This is a genomic window from Marinococcus sp. LNSP9103-4 (assembly GCF_056034345.1).
On the sequence record NZ_JBQLIA010000024.1, the window covers coordinates 1 to 16839 of the forward strand.

The 16839-nt window shown below is 47.4% G+C and carries 17 protein-coding genes, 1 pseudogene and 1 riboswitch; of the genes and pseudogenes, 17 read left to right on the top strand and 1 reads right to left on the bottom strand.

Features of this window, described 5'->3' with window-relative positions:
- Positions 1–188: pseudogene (locus tag ACTRXG_RS13850) on the bottom strand (ectoine hydroxylase); the annotation flags it as partial.
- Between the two features lie 439 nt (positions 189–627).
- Here ACTRXG_RS13850 and ACTRXG_RS13855 point away from each other — a divergent pair.
- The 17 genes from ACTRXG_RS13855 (at position 628) to lipA (ending at position 16825) form a co-directional block, all read left to right on the top strand.
- Positions 628–987 (top strand): arsenate reductase family protein, encoded by a 360-nt coding sequence (locus tag ACTRXG_RS13855; RefSeq protein WP_474285515.1) that lies wholly within the window; start codon positions 628–630, stop codon positions 985–987.
- 30 nt (positions 988–1017) lie between these two features.
- The gene (gene gcvH / locus ACTRXG_RS13860) at positions 1018–1401 is read left to right on the top strand and encodes a glycine cleavage system protein GcvH (protein ID WP_079475537.1); all 384 of its coding nucleotides are present in this window, start codon (positions 1018–1020) and stop codon (positions 1399–1401) included.
- 156 nt (positions 1402–1557) lie between these two features.
- Positions 1558–1663, top strand: a riboswitch (SAM riboswitch).
- 157 nt (positions 1664–1820) lie between these two features.
- The gene (locus tag ACTRXG_RS13865; protein ID WP_474285517.1) at positions 1821–2840 is read left to right on the top strand and encodes a methionine ABC transporter ATP-binding protein; all 1020 of its coding nucleotides are present in this window, start codon (positions 1821–1823) and stop codon (positions 2838–2840) included.
- 7 nt (positions 2841–2847) lie between these two features.
- The gene (locus ACTRXG_RS13870) at positions 2848–3501 is read left to right on the top strand and encodes a methionine ABC transporter permease (RefSeq protein WP_474285546.1); all 654 of its coding nucleotides are present in this window, start codon (positions 2848–2850) and stop codon (positions 3499–3501) included.
- 26 nt (positions 3502–3527) lie between these two features.
- Positions 3528–4364 (top strand): MetQ/NlpA family ABC transporter substrate-binding protein, encoded by an 837-nt coding sequence (locus tag ACTRXG_RS13875; protein ID WP_474285519.1) that lies wholly within the window; start codon positions 3528–3530, stop codon positions 4362–4364.
- Between the two features lie 401 nt (positions 4365–4765).
- On the top strand, positions 4766–5554 hold the full coding sequence (sufC, locus tag ACTRXG_RS13880; protein ID WP_091616359.1) for a Fe-S cluster assembly ATPase SufC: 789 nt from the start codon (positions 4766–4768) through the stop codon (positions 5552–5554).
- A 25-nt stretch (positions 5555–5579) separates the two neighbouring features.
- Positions 5580–6890, top strand: coding sequence for a Fe-S cluster assembly protein SufD (sufD, locus tag ACTRXG_RS13885; RefSeq protein WP_474285520.1), 1311 nt, complete (start codon positions 5580–5582; stop codon positions 6888–6890).
- Positions 6890–8113: a cysteine desulfurase gene (locus tag ACTRXG_RS13890; protein ID WP_474285522.1), complete on the top strand. Its 1224-nt coding sequence runs from the start codon at positions 6890–6892 to the stop codon at positions 8111–8113. Before sufD ends, ACTRXG_RS13890 begins: the two co-directional genes overlap by 1 nt.
- The gene (gene sufU, locus ACTRXG_RS13895; RefSeq protein ID WP_091616365.1) at positions 8100–8546 is read left to right on the top strand and encodes a Fe-S cluster assembly sulfur transfer protein SufU; all 447 of its coding nucleotides are present in this window, start codon (positions 8100–8102) and stop codon (positions 8544–8546) included. The genes ACTRXG_RS13890 and sufU overlap by 14 nt, the downstream gene beginning before the upstream one ends.
- A gap of 69 nt (positions 8547–8615) precedes the next feature.
- Positions 8616–10016, top strand: a complete 1401-nt coding sequence (gene sufB / locus ACTRXG_RS13900; protein WP_022793934.1) for a Fe-S cluster assembly protein SufB — start codon at positions 8616–8618, stop codon at positions 10014–10016.
- A 123-nt stretch (positions 10017–10139) separates the two neighbouring features.
- On the top strand, positions 10140–11009 hold the full coding sequence (locus ACTRXG_RS13905) for a DUF72 domain-containing protein (protein ID WP_474285547.1): 870 nt from the start codon (positions 10140–10142) through the stop codon (positions 11007–11009).
- A gap of 75 nt (positions 11010–11084) precedes the next feature.
- A complete protein-coding gene (locus ACTRXG_RS13910; RefSeq protein ID WP_474285523.1) occupies positions 11085–12488 on the top strand; it encodes a bifunctional metallophosphatase/5'-nucleotidase in 1404 nt (467 codons plus the stop codon).
- A gap of 97 nt (positions 12489–12585) precedes the next feature.
- A complete protein-coding gene (locus ACTRXG_RS13915; RefSeq protein WP_474285525.1) occupies positions 12586–13380 on the top strand; it encodes a thymidylate synthase in 795 nt (264 codons plus the stop codon).
- Positions 13377–13865 carry a dihydrofolate reductase gene (locus ACTRXG_RS13920; RefSeq protein ID WP_474285527.1) on the top strand — a complete coding sequence of 163 codons (489 nt, stop codon included), beginning with the start codon at positions 13377–13379 and terminating at the stop codon, positions 13863–13865. The genes ACTRXG_RS13915 and ACTRXG_RS13920 overlap by 4 nt, the downstream gene beginning before the upstream one ends.
- A 223-nt stretch (positions 13866–14088) precedes the next feature.
- Positions 14089–15600: a sodium-dependent transporter gene (locus ACTRXG_RS13925; protein WP_474263788.1), complete on the top strand. Its 1512-nt coding sequence runs from the start codon at positions 14089–14091 to the stop codon at positions 15598–15600.
- A gap of 1 nt (position 15601) precedes the next feature.
- Entirely contained in the window at positions 15602–15706 is a 105-nt protein-coding gene (locus tag ACTRXG_RS13930) for a methionine/alanine import family NSS transporter small subunit (protein WP_022793941.1), read from the top strand.
- Between the two features lie 195 nt (positions 15707–15901).
- Entirely contained in the window at positions 15902–16825 is a 924-nt protein-coding gene (gene lipA / locus ACTRXG_RS13935; protein ID WP_298785395.1) for a lipoyl synthase, read from the top strand.
- The last annotated feature ends 14 nt before the right edge of the window (positions 16826–16839 follow it).

A 16839-nucleotide genomic window follows, 5' to 3' on the forward strand; every position in this document is an offset into this window, starting at 1 on the left:
TTCATCATTTCAACTTCCTCATCGGTAAACAGCTTCTGGAGCATGAGGTAGCCGTTCTCGTCGTAAAAGTCCAGTTCCTTCTGCTGCAATGGGCCATCATAGCCGGCGCTTCCGTGAACTACCGGATCCTTCCGGTCCATGATTTCCTTATGATCGCCTTGTCTGGATGGATATTTATCGACTGCCATTGTTGCAAATACCTCCTTTATATTTTAACCAAGGATTTAAATCCTCAGTCAGTCAGACACATTCCCGGCTTAAAAAGGAATAAACATTAGAAACGGAAAATTTTAAATAATTAAATAAGCAGGAAAAGTTCTAACCCGGATATGATACGTATTGGAGGCATATTAAAAAAATTTACTTTTTTTAAGCGGTAACATAATCCTTGGGTCACTTAGTATATATTCGTATACTTCCTGATTTGCCGGGAGTTTCCGAATGGGGATTATCCTTCTGAACAGCATCGGTGAAAATATGAACAGCTTCCTTTGCTTTTAAATTCATCTCTTCATTTAATTAGGCGTTAAAGGCTTCTTCCGGCATTGAAAAGCAAAATGAAACTTTCCAACGAGGAGGGTTTCCGCTACAATAAGAGGGAAGAAAGCGTGTGGAGGAGGCCTGGCATTGGCACTTACTTTTTACGGGTATCCCCCGTGCAGTACATGCCGCAAAGCAAAAAAGTGGCTGGAAGCAGAGAATATTTCTTTTGACGAGTATCATATTGTGGAACATCCGCCCTCGAAAAAAGAATTAAAGGCATGGAAGGACCGGGAAAGACTTGAGTGGAAGCAGTTCTTTAACACAAGTGGGAAGAAGTACCGGGAAATGGACCTGAAAACCCGGCTGCCGGAAGCATCTGAAGAAGAGATTCTGGAATGGCTCGCTTCTGACGGAATGCTTTTAAAAAGGCCTATTGTGACAGACGGCGAGAGTGTTACCCTTGGGTTTAAGGAACCAGTTTTTGAGGAAAAGTGGAAAGCGTAATAGTATTCATTTGAAGGAGGATGATTGTGTATGAGTGTACCAGATGAACTTTTATATTCAGAAGAACATGAATGGGTGAAAAAAGAAGATGGCCGTCTTCGCGTCGGTGTGACAGATTTTGCCCAGTCCGAGCTTGGCGATATTGTATTCGTGGAACTTCCGGAAGTAGGAGATGAACTCGAGGCCGGAGAGCCATTTGGAAGTGTAGAATCTGTTAAAACGGTCTCAGAGCTTTACGCCCCGGTTACAGGAAAGGTCGTAGAAATTAATGAAGACCTGGATGATTCTCCTGAGTTTGTCAACGAATCTCCGTATGAAAAAGCCTGGATGATTGTGGTAGAACCCTCCAATGAAAGTGAATTGGATGACCTGATGTCACCAGCTCAGTATTCGGACATGGTAAGTGACGATTAATACTGATTTACATAGGAGCTGGCCTCTTGGGAGGCAGCTCCTTTTTATAAGCAGCTGTTTTCGAGCCTTGCAGGGACAGGAACTAAAAGGTTGACGCTTACAGGCAAAGGTGCTATTATCAGTAGCATCGTCAAATATGAACGGATAATCATCGTTCACTTATCAAGAGAGGTGGAGGGGCTGGCCCTGTGAAACCCGGCAACCAGTCTGCATAAGCAGACATGGTGCCAATTCCTGCAGGCAAACGTCTGCAAGATGAGTGGAAAGGATTCTTTAAAACCTTTCTGCTCGTGTGCAGAAGGGTTTTTTCTTTATGGTCCGGTATGGAAAAGAATCATTGCCGGAATCATGACGATTTAAAACATACTAATTACATCGTTTTAATAAAGATAAAGAAAAGCGATGAAGGAGAGAGCGGTATGATCGAATTAAAAGGTTTATCCAAAGCCTTTCAGACAAAAACACAAACCGTCACCGCCGTAGATAACGTCAGCCTTTCTATTGATGAAGGAGAAATTTTCGGCATTATCGGCTACAGCGGCGCAGGCAAAAGTACGCTTGTGAGGCTGTTAAATAAGCTCGAAACCGCCACCAACGGTGAAGTAACCATTGAAGGGGAAAGCATCACTTCCCTGAAGGGGCAGTCTCTGCGCAGCGCCCGCCAGGAAATTGGCATGGTGTTTCAGCATTTTAATCTGCTGTGGTCCCGGACGGTAGCAGAAAACATTGCGTTTCCGCTCGAAATTGCAAAACAGTCAAAACAGGAACGGGCGAGACGGGTGCAGGAGCTGGTGAACCTTGTCGGCCTCGAAGGCCGGGAGGACTCGTACCCTTCCCAGCTGAGCGGGGGGCAGAAGCAGCGGGTCGGAATTGCAAGAGCCCTTGCAAATAATCCGAAGGTGCTGCTGTGCGATGAAGCGACCTCGGCGCTGGATCCGAAAACAACAGATTCTATTCTTGCTCTGCTCACAGACATTAATAAAAAGCTGGGGCTTACCATTGTCCTGATCACGCACGAAATGCACGTGATCCGTAAAATTTGTCACCGGGTGGCAGTAATGGAAAACGGCAAAGTCGTGGAAGAAGGGCCTGTACTTCAGGTATTCCGGAACCCGAAGGAATATATGACTAAAGAATTTGTTCGTCAGATTACGGAGCCGGAGGAAGACGCGTCGGAAATCGTATTCAATGAAGAAGAAACCGGCACAGTTGTGCAGCTGAAATTTTTGGAAAACAAGGCAGAGCAGCCGTTCATTTCCAAAGTCATTCGCCAGTTTGATGTGGACGTAAATATTATTCAGGGGAAAATTTCCCAGACGCAGCGCGGCAGCTACGGTTCCCTGTTTATCCGCATCAAAGGCAGTAGTGAAGAAATAGACAAAGCGCTGAACTACCTCCGCGAGGAAGAAATAGAAGCAGAGGTGATGGAGCGTGCTTAACACATGGATGGAAGAAATTAATTGGGAAAACATGTGGGTTGCTACGTGGGAAACCATCTATATGAGTCTGATTGCGGTAGCAGCCACATTTTTACTTGGGACAATACTCGGAGTTCTGCTGTATTTAACAGATAAAGGGAACATGTGGGAAAACAAGCCGGTGCACACAGTGACAGCAGCGATCGTTAATATTTTCCGCTCTATTCCATTTATTATCCTGATCATTCTGCTTATTCCGTTTACAACCTTCCTGCTTGGTACGATGCTGGGCCCGAGTGCAGCACTGCCGGCACTGATTATCGGCGCAGCTCCGTTTTACGCACGCCTGGTGGAAATTGGACTTAGAGAAGTGGACAAGGGCGTTATTGAAGCCTCTCAGGCAATGGGAGCGAGCCAGTGGCAGATCATTCAAAAAGTGCTTCTGCCGGAAGCGCTGCCGTCCTTAATCTCCGGCATCACCGTAACTGGTATTACGCTGGTCAGCTATACTGCCATGGCCGGTGTTGTAGGCGGCGGAGGCCTCGGGAACCTTGCCTATCAGGAAGGGTTTCAGCGCAGCAATAATGAAGTGGTATTTGTTGCTACAGTGCTGATTCTTGTTATTGTCTTCATTCTGCAGTGGTTCGGCGATATTTGGACGAGACAGATAGATAAACGATAATTATTATATTAATGGGGGAATTTTTCATGAAAAAAACACTACTTGGCGTTTCACTACTTTCTACGGCAGTACTGGCAGCCTGCGGCTCAGATTCAGAGTCAGGCGGCGGTTCCGAAGAAGAAACACAGACACTTACGGTAGGTGCTACAAGCGTCCCGCACGCAGAAATTTTGGAGTTTGCCGAAGACCAGCTGTCGGAAGAAAATGTGGAGCTTGAAATCGAAACATTCAATGACTATATTGTTCCAAACGAAGCGCTTGCTTCGGAAGAAATTGATGCAAACTATTTTCAGCATATCCCTTATCTTGAAGATCAGATGGAAGAAAATGAAGAGTTTGACTTCGTCAATATGGGCGGCATTCATATCGAGCCAATCGGTGTTTATTCCCAGGAGTATGACAGCCTTGATGCCCTTCCGGACGGAGCAGAAATAATTATGAGTAACTCGGTTGCAGACCACGGCCGGATTCTGCAGATGCTTGAGCAGGAAGGCGTCCTCACGCTTGAAGAAGGCGCCGGCGTTGAAGCCACAGTGGATGATATTGCCGAAAATCCGAAAGACCTGCAGTTCCAGGCGGACATTGACGCGGCTACGCTTCCTCAGGTGTACAATAACGGCGAAGGGGATGCAGTATTCATCAATTCCAACTATGCAATTGATGCAGAGCTGACCCCTCAGGAGGATGCCATTGCGCTTGAAAGTCCGGAAGATAATCCGTATGTGAATGTGATAGCAGCCCGGGCAGAGGATGAAGACAATGAAACAATTCAGACGCTTGTAGAAGTGCTGCAGTCGGATGAAACCCAGGAATTTATTGAAGAAGAATATGACGGAGCCGTCATTCCGGCAGAGCAGGAATAGCGGTCAGGCCGGACTCGTTTAATGAGTCCGGTTTTTTGCATTGGGTGAAAAATAGAAGAGAATCTTCATTGAAAAAGTTTTTCCTTTTTTACTTCTCGGTGACGTTTGGTATACTGTAAGAGTGAATGAAGAAAAGCATTGAATAGGGAGGGTCGTTCCTGCAAATGGTTTGTATAGGTGCCCTCCTTTTTGTATGAACGCTTTTATTGAGAATGAAGAGGATGTATTCTCATTTATTTCCCGTTGGTTTTTTTGCCATATAGTAGCAAAAAAATGAAATATATCGGGAGAGAAAGCGAGTTTGCTTGAAGTCAGTTTACATTTGTTATAAAATAATAATTATAATAAATAGAGAAAAAACAGCGGTTTCCGCTTGATTCCAAAATATGGAGGTATGCAAAATGGCAACGCCGAACTTGAAAATTGAGAATTTGCACGTGGAAATTGAAGGTACTGAAATCATCAAAGGTTTCGATCTGGAAATGAACGGCGGAGAAATTCACGCAATCATGGGACCAAACGGAACGGGTAAATCCACCCTTGCTTCTGCAGTAATGGGTCACCCGAAGTATGAAATCACCAAAGGGACTATCACTCTTGACGGAGAAGACGTCCTCGACATGGAAGTTGACGAGCGTGCAAGAGCAGGCCTGTTCCTCGCCATGCAGTATCCTAGTGAAGTGAGCGGTGTAACAAACTCTGACTTCATGCGTTCGGCCATTAACGCTAAGCGCGGAGAAGGAAACGAAATCCAGCTGATGAAATTTATCCGCCAGATGGACGAAAAAATGAACATGCTTGAAATTGACGAATCGTTCTCCCAGCGTTACTTAAACGAAGGGTTCTCCGGCGGTGAGAAAAAGCGTAACGAAATTCTTCAGCTTCTCATGATGGAACCAAAAATCGCCATCCTGGACGAAATCGACTCCGGGCTTGATATCGATGCTCTCAAAGTCGTTTCCAAAGGCGTAAATGACATGAAAAGCCCGGATTTTGGCGCCTTAATCATCACTCACTATCAGCGTCTCTTGAACTACATTACTCCGGATAAAGTACACGTTATGATGCAGGGACGCATCGTAAAATCCGGCGGCGCCGAATTAGCTCAGCGTCTCGAAAGCGAAGGCTATGAGTGGATTAAGGAAGAACTCGGCATTGAAAACGAACGCGTTGGGGAACCACAGGAATAATTTTAACAGCAGGGGAGGCGAAATAATGTCTATAGATACTACTTGGAAATATGACGAGAAATACGTTGAAGATTTCTCGGCTAAACAGAATGAACCAAAATGGCTGAAGGACCAGCGGCTAAGCGCCAGCCGTTTAGCAGAAAAGCTGGAAATGCCTAAGCCGGAAAAAACGAACATTAAAACGTGGAACTTTACCGAGTTTGAACATGAAGGCACTCCGAAGGAAACTTTTTCTTCGTCTGACGAACTGCACGAACAGGTGCAGGGCCTTATCGATAAAACCGCTGCGCAGCAGAATCTGCTCGTGCAAAGAGACGGCCAGACCGTTCTTTATGAAGCAAGCAGCACGCTTGAAGAACAGGGCGTTATTTTCACGGATATTGCAACGGCGGCTATTGAGCACGGAGATCTGCTTGAGCGTTATTTCATGGGCAACGCCGTACAGGTGGATGAGCACCGCTTTACAGCGCTGAACGTAGCGCTTATGAACGGAGGTACATTCATCTACGTGCCGAAAAACGTAAAGGTGGAGGCCCCGCTTCAAACAATCTACTGGCTCGAACAGGCAGATATGGGACTGTTCAACCACGTGGTTATTGTAGCCGAAGCGAACAGTGAAGTGACGTACCTTGAAAACTACGTTTCCTATGATACAGAGACGCCTTCCGTTGTTAATGCAATTGCAGAGGTTTATGCAGAAGAAGGCGCGAACGTTTCCTTTGGCGGCGTGGACCACTTAGAGAAAGCGACTACGGTTTATACCAACCGCCGCGGCTACGCCCTCAAAGATGCAAGCATCGACTGGGCACTCGGCCAGATGAACGAAGGTAACACAGTATCGGACAATACGACTGCACTTGTAGGCGATGGTTCGACTTCTGACAAAAAATCTGTAGCTATCGGACGCGGAGAGCAGAGCCAGAACTTCTGGGCCCATATTATCCAGTTTGGTAAAAACACAGACGGCCAGATTTTGACGCACGGCGTTATGAAAGACAAAGCTTCTGCTATCTTCAACGGTGTTAACAAAATTGAACACGGAGCGACAAAAGCCAACGGAGAACAGACCGAGCGTGTGCTTATGCTCAGCGAACGTGCCCGTGGCGACGCGAACCCGATTCTCCTTATTGATGAGGACGACGTTACGGCCGGTCACGCAGCTTCTGTAGGCCGTGTTGATCCGGTTCAGCTTTACTATATGATGAGCCGCGGTATTCCGCAGACAGAAGCAGAGCGCCTGATTATTCACGGCTTCCTTGCTCCAGTAGTAGACGCATTGCCAATTCAAGCCGTGAAAGATCGCCTGACGGAGGTTATCGAAAGGAAAGTGTACTAATGGATGTAAAAGCCGTTCGTGAACAGTTTCCTATACTGCAGCAGGAAGTAAACGGAAGTCCGCTTGTCTATCTTGACTCGGCGGCTACTTCCCAAAAGCCGCTGCAGGTAATTGAAGCGGTCAGTGATTACTACCGCCATTATAATTCAAACGTTCACCGGGGCGTGCATACGCTTGGAAGCATGGCGACGGATGAGTACGAAGGGGCGCGGGAAAAAGTCCGCTCCTTCATCAATGCCCCTTCCTCGCAGCAGATCATTTTTAACCGCGGTACGACCGTCGGCATCAACACGGTAGCTTCGAGCTACGGAGATGCTCATCTGCATGAAGGCGATGAAATCGTCCTTACAGAAAAAGAACATCATTCCAATATTATTCCGTGGCAGCAGGCAGCAAAACGTAACGGAGCCCGTCTCCGGTACGTAGAGCTAGAAGCAGACGGAACGGTGACGGCAGAAAATGTACGCAGGGCCGTTTCCGAAAAAACAAAAATTGTGGCGGTCAGTCATGTGTCAAACGTACTTGGCACGGTGGACCCTATTAAAGATATCGCTGCTATCGCCCATGAACACGGAGCGGTCATCGTCGTGGACGGGGCGCAGAGCGTACCGCATATGGCAGTGGACGTGCAGGATCTGGATGTGGACTTTTACGCCTTTTCCGGCCACAAAATGGGCGGTCCAACCGGTATAGGGGTACTCTATGGCAGAAAATCTCTCCTGGAAAATATGGAGCCGGTGGAATTCGGCGGTGAAATGATTGACTTTGTAGGGCTGTATGATTCAACATGGAAGGAAACCCCGTGGAAGTTTGAAGGGGGCACACCGATCATTGCTGGTGCTATTGGTTTAGGAGCAGCAATTGATTTCCTGAAACAGATAGGCCTGGATAACATTGCTGCTCATGAGAAAGAGCTCGGCCAATACGCGCTGAAGCAGTTATCGGCGGTGGATGGACTGGATATATACGGACCGAAGGAACGGACTGGCATTGTGACATTCAATGTGCAGGATGTGCATCCGCATGATGTTGCCACCGTGCTCGATGCGGAAGGCATTGCGGTACGCGCCGGCCATCACTGTGCCCAGCCGTTAATGAAATGGCTTGATGTAGCTTCTACCGCCCGTGCCAGTTTTTATCTTTATAACTCCACAGAAGATATTGATGCTTTGGCAGAGGGGTTAATAAGAGTAAAGGAGTATTTCGGTGATGTCTTCGCATAATTTAGATACACTTTACCGCCAGGTCATCATGGATCACTATAAAAATCCAAGAAACAAAGGTGACCTGGAGGAAGAAACACTTCATGTCAACATGAACAATCCAACTTGCGGCGACCGCATTCAGCTTCAGCTGAAAGTGGAAGAGGAAAAAATCGCCGATGCAAGGTTTGTCGGGGAAGGCTGCTCGATCAGCTTGTCCTCCGCTTCGATGATGACAGAGGCTGTCAAAGGCCATACTGTCGAAGAAGCACTGGATATGGCGCAGATGTTTTCGCAGTTAATGCAGGGCGAAGAAATCGATGATACGAAATACGACCTTGGCGATATCGAAGCTCTGCAGGGCGTAACGAAGTTTCCTGCCCGTATTAAATGCGCAACACTTGCGTGGAAAGCCATGGAAAAAGGGTTAGTGGAAGAAGAAAACCGTTCATAATACAGCAACGCGCTTGAAACGAAGCGGGAATGACAATATTTATTCCCGACTCTAAGGAGGTATTTTCATATGGCAAAACAAATGCCGGAAATTGGTGAAGACTATCAGTATGGTTTTCATGACAAAGACGTTTCCATTTTCCGTTCTGGTAAAGGCCTCACAGACGAAATTGTAAAAGAAATTTCTAAAATTAAAGAAGAGCCGCAGTGGATGCTCGACTTCCGTCTGAAATCCCTTGAGATCTTCTATAAAAAACCAATGCCGCAATGGGGCGGCGATCTCTCCGGACTGGACTTTGACGCTATTACGTATTACGTAAAACCGTCTGAGCGTTCTGAAAAATCATGGGACGAAGTGCCGGAAGAAATCAAAAACACGTTCGACAAGCTTGGTATTCCGGAAGCGGAGCAAAAGTATCTGGCAGGGGTATCTGCACAGTACGAATCCGAAGTTGTATATCACAACATGGAAAAAGAGCTTGAAGACCAGGGTATCGTGTTTAAAGACACAGATACAGCAGTGAAAGAGAACGAAGAATTGTTCCGTGAGCACTTCGGAAAAGTCATTCCGCCGTCAGATAACAAATTCTCGGCGCTGAACTCCGCAGTATGGTCCGGCGGATCCTTCATCTATGTACCAAAAGGTGCAAAAGTAGAAACGCCGCTTCAGGCTTATTTCCGGATTAATTCGGAAAACATGGGACAGTTTGAGCGTACGCTGATCATTGCAGACGAAGGCAGCTCCGTGCATTATGTGGAAGGGTGTACTGCACCAGTTTACTCCACGGATTCCCTGCACAGTGCCGTTGTTGAAATCATCGTGAAAAAAGATGCGTACTGCCGTTATACAACAATTCAAAACTGGGCTCCAAATGTGTACAACCTCGTAACAAAACGGGCTGTTGCAGACGCAGGCGCTACAATGGAATGGGTTGACGGTAACATCGGTTCTAAACTAACGATGAAATATCCATCGATTATTATGCGCGGTGAAGGTGCGAAAGGTACTGTTCTTTCCATCGCTATCGCCGGCCGCGGCCAGCATCAGGACGCAGGCGCAAAAGTAATGCACCTGGCTCCAAACTGTTCCTCCACGATCGTTTCGAAATCCATTTCGAAGCAGGGCGGAAAAGTAACGTACCGCGGTATTGCGAACTTTGGACGCAAGTCTGACGGTTCTAAGTCGAAAATCGAATGTGATACGTTGATTATGGATAACGAATCCACTTCGGATACAATTCCGTACAACGAAATTTATAACAACAACATTGCTCTTGAGCACGAAGCAACGGTTTCGAAAGTATCAGAAGAGCAGCTCTTCTATCTGATGAGCCGTGGCGTTGGTGAGCAGGAAGCAACTGAAATGATCGTTATGGGCTTCATTGAGCCGTTCACAAAAGAACTGCCAATGGAATATGCCGTAGAAATGAACCGTTTGATCAGCTTTGAAATGGAAGGCTCGATCGGTTAATTTCAGCGATCAGCATGAAAAATGGGAAACTGTCCTTTGAAGAGCTGTTACTGCTCTAATAAGGGCAGTTTTTTTGTTTTATTTTAAAGAAGAACGTGAAAAGAAAAGGGAGGTGAATAAATGATGATATACGTTGGCTTAACCGGCTGGGGGGACCATGACTCCCTTTATCCAAAAGGATTAAAGCAGACTGACAAACTGAAGGAATACAGCAAATATTTTCCGACGGTAGAAGTGGATTCTTCCTTCTACGCTATTCAGCCGAAGAAAAATATTGATAAATGGCTACGTGAAACGCCGGATTCGTTTCAATTTATTATGAAGGCCTATCAGGAAATGACCGGGCACCAGCGGGGCCCGAGTAAATATGAATCAAAACAGGAAATGTTCGAGCAGTATGCCCTGTCGGTACGTCCGATGAAGGAAGCAGGCAAGCTGGCGATGGTGCTGTGCCAGTTTCCACCCTGGTTTGAATGCAACCGGGAAAATGTGGACTACCTCCGTTACTTGAGAGACCAGCTGCATGAATTCCCCTGCGCCCTTGAGTTCCGCCATGAATCCTGGTTCCATCCGACCTTCCGGGAAAAAACGCTCGAATTCATGAAAAATGAAGACTGGATCCATTCCGTGGTAGATGAGCCACAGATCGAAGGCGGATCGGTGCCGATTGTCGAGGAGGCCACCACGTCTTCCAAAACCTTAATTCGTCTGCACGGCCGTGACAAGAACGCGTGGCTGAAGCCGGCACGGGGACAGGAGTGGCGCAAGGTGCGCTACCGTTATAACTATTCCGAGGCAGAGCTTCAGGAATGGCGGGAACGGGCAGAAAGGCTGCAGAAAGAAAGCAGCGACGTTTATATGATTTTTAATAATAATTCCGAGCGCCATGCAGCCCCGAACGCGCGCCGGCTGCTCGAGCTTTCCGGTATAGAATACGAAGGGCTTACTCCAAAACAAACTTCGCTCTTTAATGACGAGCCCCGTGATTCGTAGTAAGATAAAAGAAGATGAAATGCACTCGTTCTGCACCTCAGCATGTGGAGACGAGCACAAAGGCGGTGAGACCTGTTGTCCTCCAGTTTTTCTGTTTACCTGTACCATACTAACGACATTCACAGCGATTTGGATCAATGGACACGCACAGCAGCATATTTAAAAGAACGGGAAAAATACCGGCAGGACCGGGGGGAGTCAGTCCTTCTTCTGGATCTCGGGGACCACACCGACCGGGTGCACGCCGTCACAGAAGCTACACGTGGAAAAGGAAACGTGGAGCTGATGAACGAAGCCGGCATTCAGTATGCAGCGGTTGGAAACAATGAAGGCATCACGTTTGCAAAAGAAGAGCTGAATCATATGTACGATGACGCCGGGTTTCAGGTGCTTCTGGCGAACTTGTTTGATACCGACGGCCGCCGTCCCAGCTGGGCGGAGCCATATAGTATCCATACGACAAAAGAAGGGGTACGGATTGGCCTGCTCGGGGTAACCGTTCCTTTTTATCCGTTTTATGAAGGGCTGGACTGGAAAATTACAGACCCGGAGCAGGTGATAGAAACATTTCTGCCCGAGCTCCGGGAACAGTCTGACGTAATGATTTTAATGTCGCACCTGGGCTATCCAAAGGATTTGGAGCTCGCTTCCTCCTATGATTTTAATGTTATTCTGGGAGCGCACACCCACCATCTGCTTGAAGAGCCGGAATGGGTGGACAATACATTAATTACACAGTGCGGCAAGTTTGGCACGCACGCAGGGGAGCTCGAGCTCCTTTTTGAAGGGGATACTCAGCGCCTCTCCGGCATCGTGGGCAAAACGGTGGATATGCGCAGGCTAAAGCCTTCCCCAATGACTGAAAGGCTTCTGGGAGCGCTCGAGGACGAAGCAGATAAAGACATGAATGAAATAGTGACAGAAATTGCAGAGCCATTATCTGTGTCATGGACTCAGGAGTCTCCATTTGCCTCGCTGCTTGCCGATGGGCTGCGGGAATGGTGTAAAACAGAGATATCTATGCTGAATTCAGGACTGCTGCTTCATTCGCTGCCGGCAGGACCGGTGACGAAAAAAGATATTCACCGCCTGTGTCCTCACCCGATTAACCCATGCGTAGTGGCAGTAAAAGGGCATGTGCTTGAAGAGGTAGTGAAAAAAGCTTTTACGGAGGAAATGATCCGTCTGCCGCTGAAAGGCTTTGGCTTCCGTGGGGAGATGCTTGGCCACATGGTATTCAGTGGCATGCAGATAGAAGCGGACTACGAATATGGAGAGTGGACGGTGCAGAGTATCCGTATCGGACACGAATTGCTTAATCACGAAGAAACGTATGAGCTGGCCACGCTTGACATGTTCACACTCGGGCCGTTGTACACCGGCTTGTCCAACGCAGAGTCGAAACAATACTATATGCCGGAAATGATGCGGGACATTCTGGCCGATGTGCTGGTAAAGCAGTATACGGCCGGATCCTGATGAACCGCCTGCAGATGGAAAGCCTTCAGCCTGCTGTTAAGCTTGAAGGTGCTTCTGTCATGCGGTAACTGAAGTAAAAACATAGGGAGGCACAAACGTGAAACAATACTTAGATCTCTGTCGGCATGTGCTTGAAAATGGCGGAAAGAAGGATGACAGAACCGGCACTGGCACAATCAGCACCTTTGGATGGCAGATGCGCTTTGACCTGCAGCAGGGTTTCCCGGTGATCACTACAAAAAAGCTACACCTGCGTTCCATTATTCATGAGCTGCTTTGGTTTTTACAGGGAGAAACGAACATTGCCTACCTGAAAGAAAATAAAGTGAAAATCTGGGATGCCTGGGCAGACGAAGAAGGCAATTTAGGACCGATTTACGGCAAGCAGTGGCGGTCATGGGAGGGAGCTGGAGGAAAAACAGTGGACCAGATTTCTGACGTGGTGGAAGCGATCAAAACAAATCCAGACTCAAGGAGACTGATCGTCAGCGCCTGGAACGCAGCAGAGATTGAAGATATGGCGCTTGCGCCTTGCCACTGCCTGTTCCAGTTCTACGTCCAGGACGGCAGGCTGTCATGCCAGCTCTACCAGCGGAGTGCAGATATTTTTCTCGGCGTGCCGTTTAACATTGCTTCGTATGCTCTTTTGACGCAAATGATCGCGCACGTATGTGACCTTGAGCCCGGAGAGTTTATTCATACATTTGGGGATGCTCATATTTATAACAACCACGTGGAACAAATCAAAACTCAGCTTGAGCGCGAGCCGCGAAGCCTTCCGGAAATGAAAATCACGCGGAAGGTGGATTCCATTTTCGATTTTACTATTGATGATTTTTCCCTAGAAGGGTACGACCCGCATCCCCATATTAAAGGAGAGGTGTCTGTATGATCGCATTTGTAGCTGCAGTCGCAAACAACCGGGTGATCGGATATAAAAATGACCTTCCCTGGCATCTTCCTGCTGACTTGAAGCATTTTCAGCAGGTAACAAAGCACGGAACTGTTATTATGGGCAGGAAAACGTTCGAATCGATGAACGGGCCGCTCCCGTCACGCACCAATATCGTTATTACAGGTAATACGGACTGGTCGCACGAAGGTGCTCAGGTGGTGAACGATATTGAAGAAATCCGCCGGCTTGCCGGAGAAGAAAAGCTTTACTATGTTATCGGAGGCAGCGGCATTTTTACGGAGCTGCTGCCGGATGCCTCCTACATGTATCTAACTCATATTGACGCCGATGTGCCGGGAGATACATATTTTCCGGAATGGAATGAATCCGAATGGGAGATTGTTGAACAGGAAGAAGGGCCCGTGGATGAGAAAAACAAGCATCCACACCGTTACGTAACCTATAAGCGAAAAAATAATTAATGTAGTATTTAAAAGTCCTGCTGCAACTTTCTGGTTGTAGCAGGATAATTTTATTTATCTAAATTAAAAACAAAAGCAGCAAATAAAAGAACGCTTCCAAAAAACTTTTCCGTTATGTACTTTGACAAGGCAAAGAAAGATAAATATAATGAATTATCAGACAAAAGTTGTGCATCGGCAGATGTCCACATAGTCATGTAACAGATAAAAAGGAGGAAGCTTCATGGCTGCAAGAGAACAATGGGGAACACGTGCGGGTTTTATTATGGCAGCAGTCGGATCTGCGATCGGGCTCGGAAACATCTGGCGCTTTCCGGCGACGGCATTTGAAAACGGCGGCGGCGCGTTTTTTGTCCCATATTTATTTGCACTGCTGACAGCAGGTATTCCACTTTTGATCATGGAATTTACCATGGGTCATAAATACCGGAGCGCAGCACCAAGAACGTATTCAAAAATGAACAAAAATGTGGAGTGGATCGGCTGGTGGGCCGTGGCGGTAGCATTTGTTATTTCTACATATTATCCTGTTATCATCGCCTGGTCGCTCTCCTATACGATTTTTTCTTTCAATTTAAGCTGGGGGGCAGACACCGAAGCATTTTTATTTAACGACTATCTGCAGCTGGCAGATCCCGGGCAGTTCGGCGGCATGACGATCGGAGTGCTTATTCCGTTAATCATCGTCTGGGCGATCGCGCTCGGCATATTATTTAAAGGGGTGCAGCGAGGTATTGAACTGGCGAACCGGATTTTTATTCCGACGCTGGTCGTTATCTTCCTTATCATTTGCATCCGCGCGGTTACTCTTCCGGGCGCAGCAGAGGGGCTTCAGGCTTTCTTTGAACCGGATTTCGGGGCACTCACCCAGGGAGGCGTCTGGGTAGCTGCATACGGGCAGATTTTCTTTAGTTTATCAATCGCTTTTGCGATTATGATTACCTATTCCAGTTATCTGCCGAAAAAATCGGACATTACAAACAATGCCTTTATTACTGGCTTTAGTAACTCTAGCTTTGAGCTGCTGGCTGGGATTGGCGTCTTTTCAGCTCTCGGGTTTATGGCCCAACAGCTGGACGTGGGAGTAGAAGAAGTAGTAGCTGGCGGTGTTGGACTTGCCTTTGTTGTCTTTCCGCAGATCATCAGTGAATTTCCGGCGCTCAGCGGCCTGTTTGGTGTTCTTTTCTTCCTGTCGCTCGCCCTGGCCGGGTTGTCATCACTGATTTCTATCGCTGAAACGTACATTAAAGGACTGCAGGAAAAATTCGGCTGGACGCGCGGGAAAGCAGTCGGTATCGGCGGCGGTGCAGCGGCACTGTGTTCTCTGATATTTGCTACCCGTGGCGGTCTGAACTTCCTTGATGCGGCCGATTACTTTATCAACCAATTCGGTGTGGCCCTCCTCGGGCTGGTGGAAGTAGTATTGATTGCCTGGGTTCTCCGCAAGCTGCCGGAATTTCAACAGCACGCCAACGCCATTTCTGATATCCGTCTTGGCGGCTGGTGGAAGGTATGTCTTGGTGTGATCACGCCAATTGTGCTTGGTTATATGATGATTGATTTATTCCTGCAAAACATTTTAAAGCAGTTTGATACCGAAAATGGAAATTACGCCGGGTATACAGACGGATTTATTTTCGCCAGCGGTTGGGCTGTGGCCCTGGCTGCTTTAGCGGCAGGTGTTATTATGTCCCTCATACGCTGGAAAGGCTTATCCAAAGAGGAGGCTGAGTAAATTGACAGCCGGAGCAATTATAACAATGGTCGTAGGAATGGTTATTATATGGGGCGGTCTTGTGGCAAGTCTTTTAAACGCAAAAAAAGCCTCGAAACAAAAATAAAATGAAGCAGCCCGGGAGCAAGCATCCGGGCTGCTTTTTTTTCGCCTGCTGACGGATTTGCGGGTGGTGAAGAAGGACGTCTATGAATTGTCTGAACCTGTGGAACGTGTTAAAGTATAAAGGAAAACAGTAAAAACTGGTCAGTCTAATCAAACATATACTACAGATAGAGTACAAACAGGCTTTTTATTATTCATAACTGGGAGTGAGAGCATCATGGCAAAAACGGAAGAATACGTTCGCAAGCCGGAATGGCTGAAAATAAAACTAAACACCAATGAGTCCTACAAAGGACTGAAAAAAATGATGCGGGAAAAAAATCTTCACACGGTATGTGAAGAAGCCAGATGCCCGAATATCCACGAATGCTGGGCAGTCAGAAAAACGGCTACATTCATGATTCTCGGTGATACCTGTACGCGCGGCTGCCGTTTCTGCGCCGTTAAAACCGGTCTTCCAAACGAACTGGACTGGGGCGAGCCTGAACGTGTTGCGGATTCCGTCGAACAAATGGGTCTGAAGCACGTCGTTATTACAGCGGTGGCAAGAGATGACCTTAAGGACGGAGGCTCGGAAGTATTTGCCGAAACCATCCGTGCGGTCCGCCGGAAAAACCCGGGCACGACAATCGAAGTGCTCCCATCAGACATGTCCGGTACTCCGGAAAACCTGGATATTTTAATGGAAGCAAGACCGAATATCCTGAACCACAATATTGAAACAGTGGAACGGTTAACGCCGAGGGTGCGCGCCCGTGCAAAATATCGTCGTTCCCTGGATTTCCTTCAGTATTCTAAAGAGCTTCATCCGGACATTCCAACCAAATCGAGCCTGATGGTCGGCCTCGGGGAAACAAAAGAGGAAATCATTCAGGCTATGGATGACCTGCGGGCACACGACGTGGATATTATGACAATCGGGCAGTATCTGCAGCCGACGAAGAAGCATTTAAAAGTACAAAGATATTATACGCCAGAGGAATTTGCAGAGCTGAAAGAAATTGCAATGACAAAAGGATTCAGCCACTGTGAATCCGGGCCGCTTGTCCGTTCTTCCTACCATGCTGATGAGCAGGTAAACGAAGCACAGGTACAGATGGAAGCAAGCAAGTATCAATAAATGAGAGACCGCCC

Coding starts and splice junctions, on each gene's coding strand:
- gcvH (WP_079475537.1), top strand. CDS start 1,018: ATGAGTGTACCAGATGAACTTTTATATTCAGAAGAACATGAATGGGTG.
- ACTRXG_RS13865 (WP_474285517.1), top strand. CDS start 1,821: ATGATCGAATTAAAAGGTTTATCCAAAGCCTTTCAGACAAAAACACAA.
- ACTRXG_RS13870 (WP_474285546.1), top strand. CDS start 2,848: ATGGAAGAAATTAATTGGGAAAACATGTGGGTTGCTACGTGGGAAACC.
- ACTRXG_RS13875 (WP_474285519.1), top strand. CDS start 3,528: ATGAAAAAAACACTACTTGGCGTTTCACTACTTTCTACGGCAGTACTG.
- sufC (WP_091616359.1), top strand. CDS start 4,766: ATGGCAACGCCGAACTTGAAAATTGAGAATTTGCACGTGGAAATTGAA.
- sufD (WP_474285520.1), top strand. CDS start 5,580: ATGTCTATAGATACTACTTGGAAATATGACGAGAAATACGTTGAAGAT.
- ACTRXG_RS13890 (WP_474285522.1), top strand. CDS start 6,890: ATGGATGTAAAAGCCGTTCGTGAACAGTTTCCTATACTGCAGCAGGAA.
- sufU (WP_091616365.1), top strand. CDS start 8,100: ATGTCTTCGCATAATTTAGATACACTTTACCGCCAGGTCATCATGGAT.
- sufB (WP_022793934.1), top strand. CDS start 8,616: ATGGCAAAACAAATGCCGGAAATTGGTGAAGACTATCAGTATGGTTTT.
- ACTRXG_RS13905 (WP_474285547.1), top strand. CDS start 10,140: ATGATATACGTTGGCTTAACCGGCTGGGGGGACCATGACTCCCTTTAT.
- ACTRXG_RS13920 (WP_474285527.1), top strand. CDS start 13,377: ATGATCGCATTTGTAGCTGCAGTCGCAAACAACCGGGTGATCGGATAT.
- ACTRXG_RS13925 (WP_474263788.1), top strand. CDS start 14,089: ATGGCTGCAAGAGAACAATGGGGAACACGTGCGGGTTTTATTATGGCA.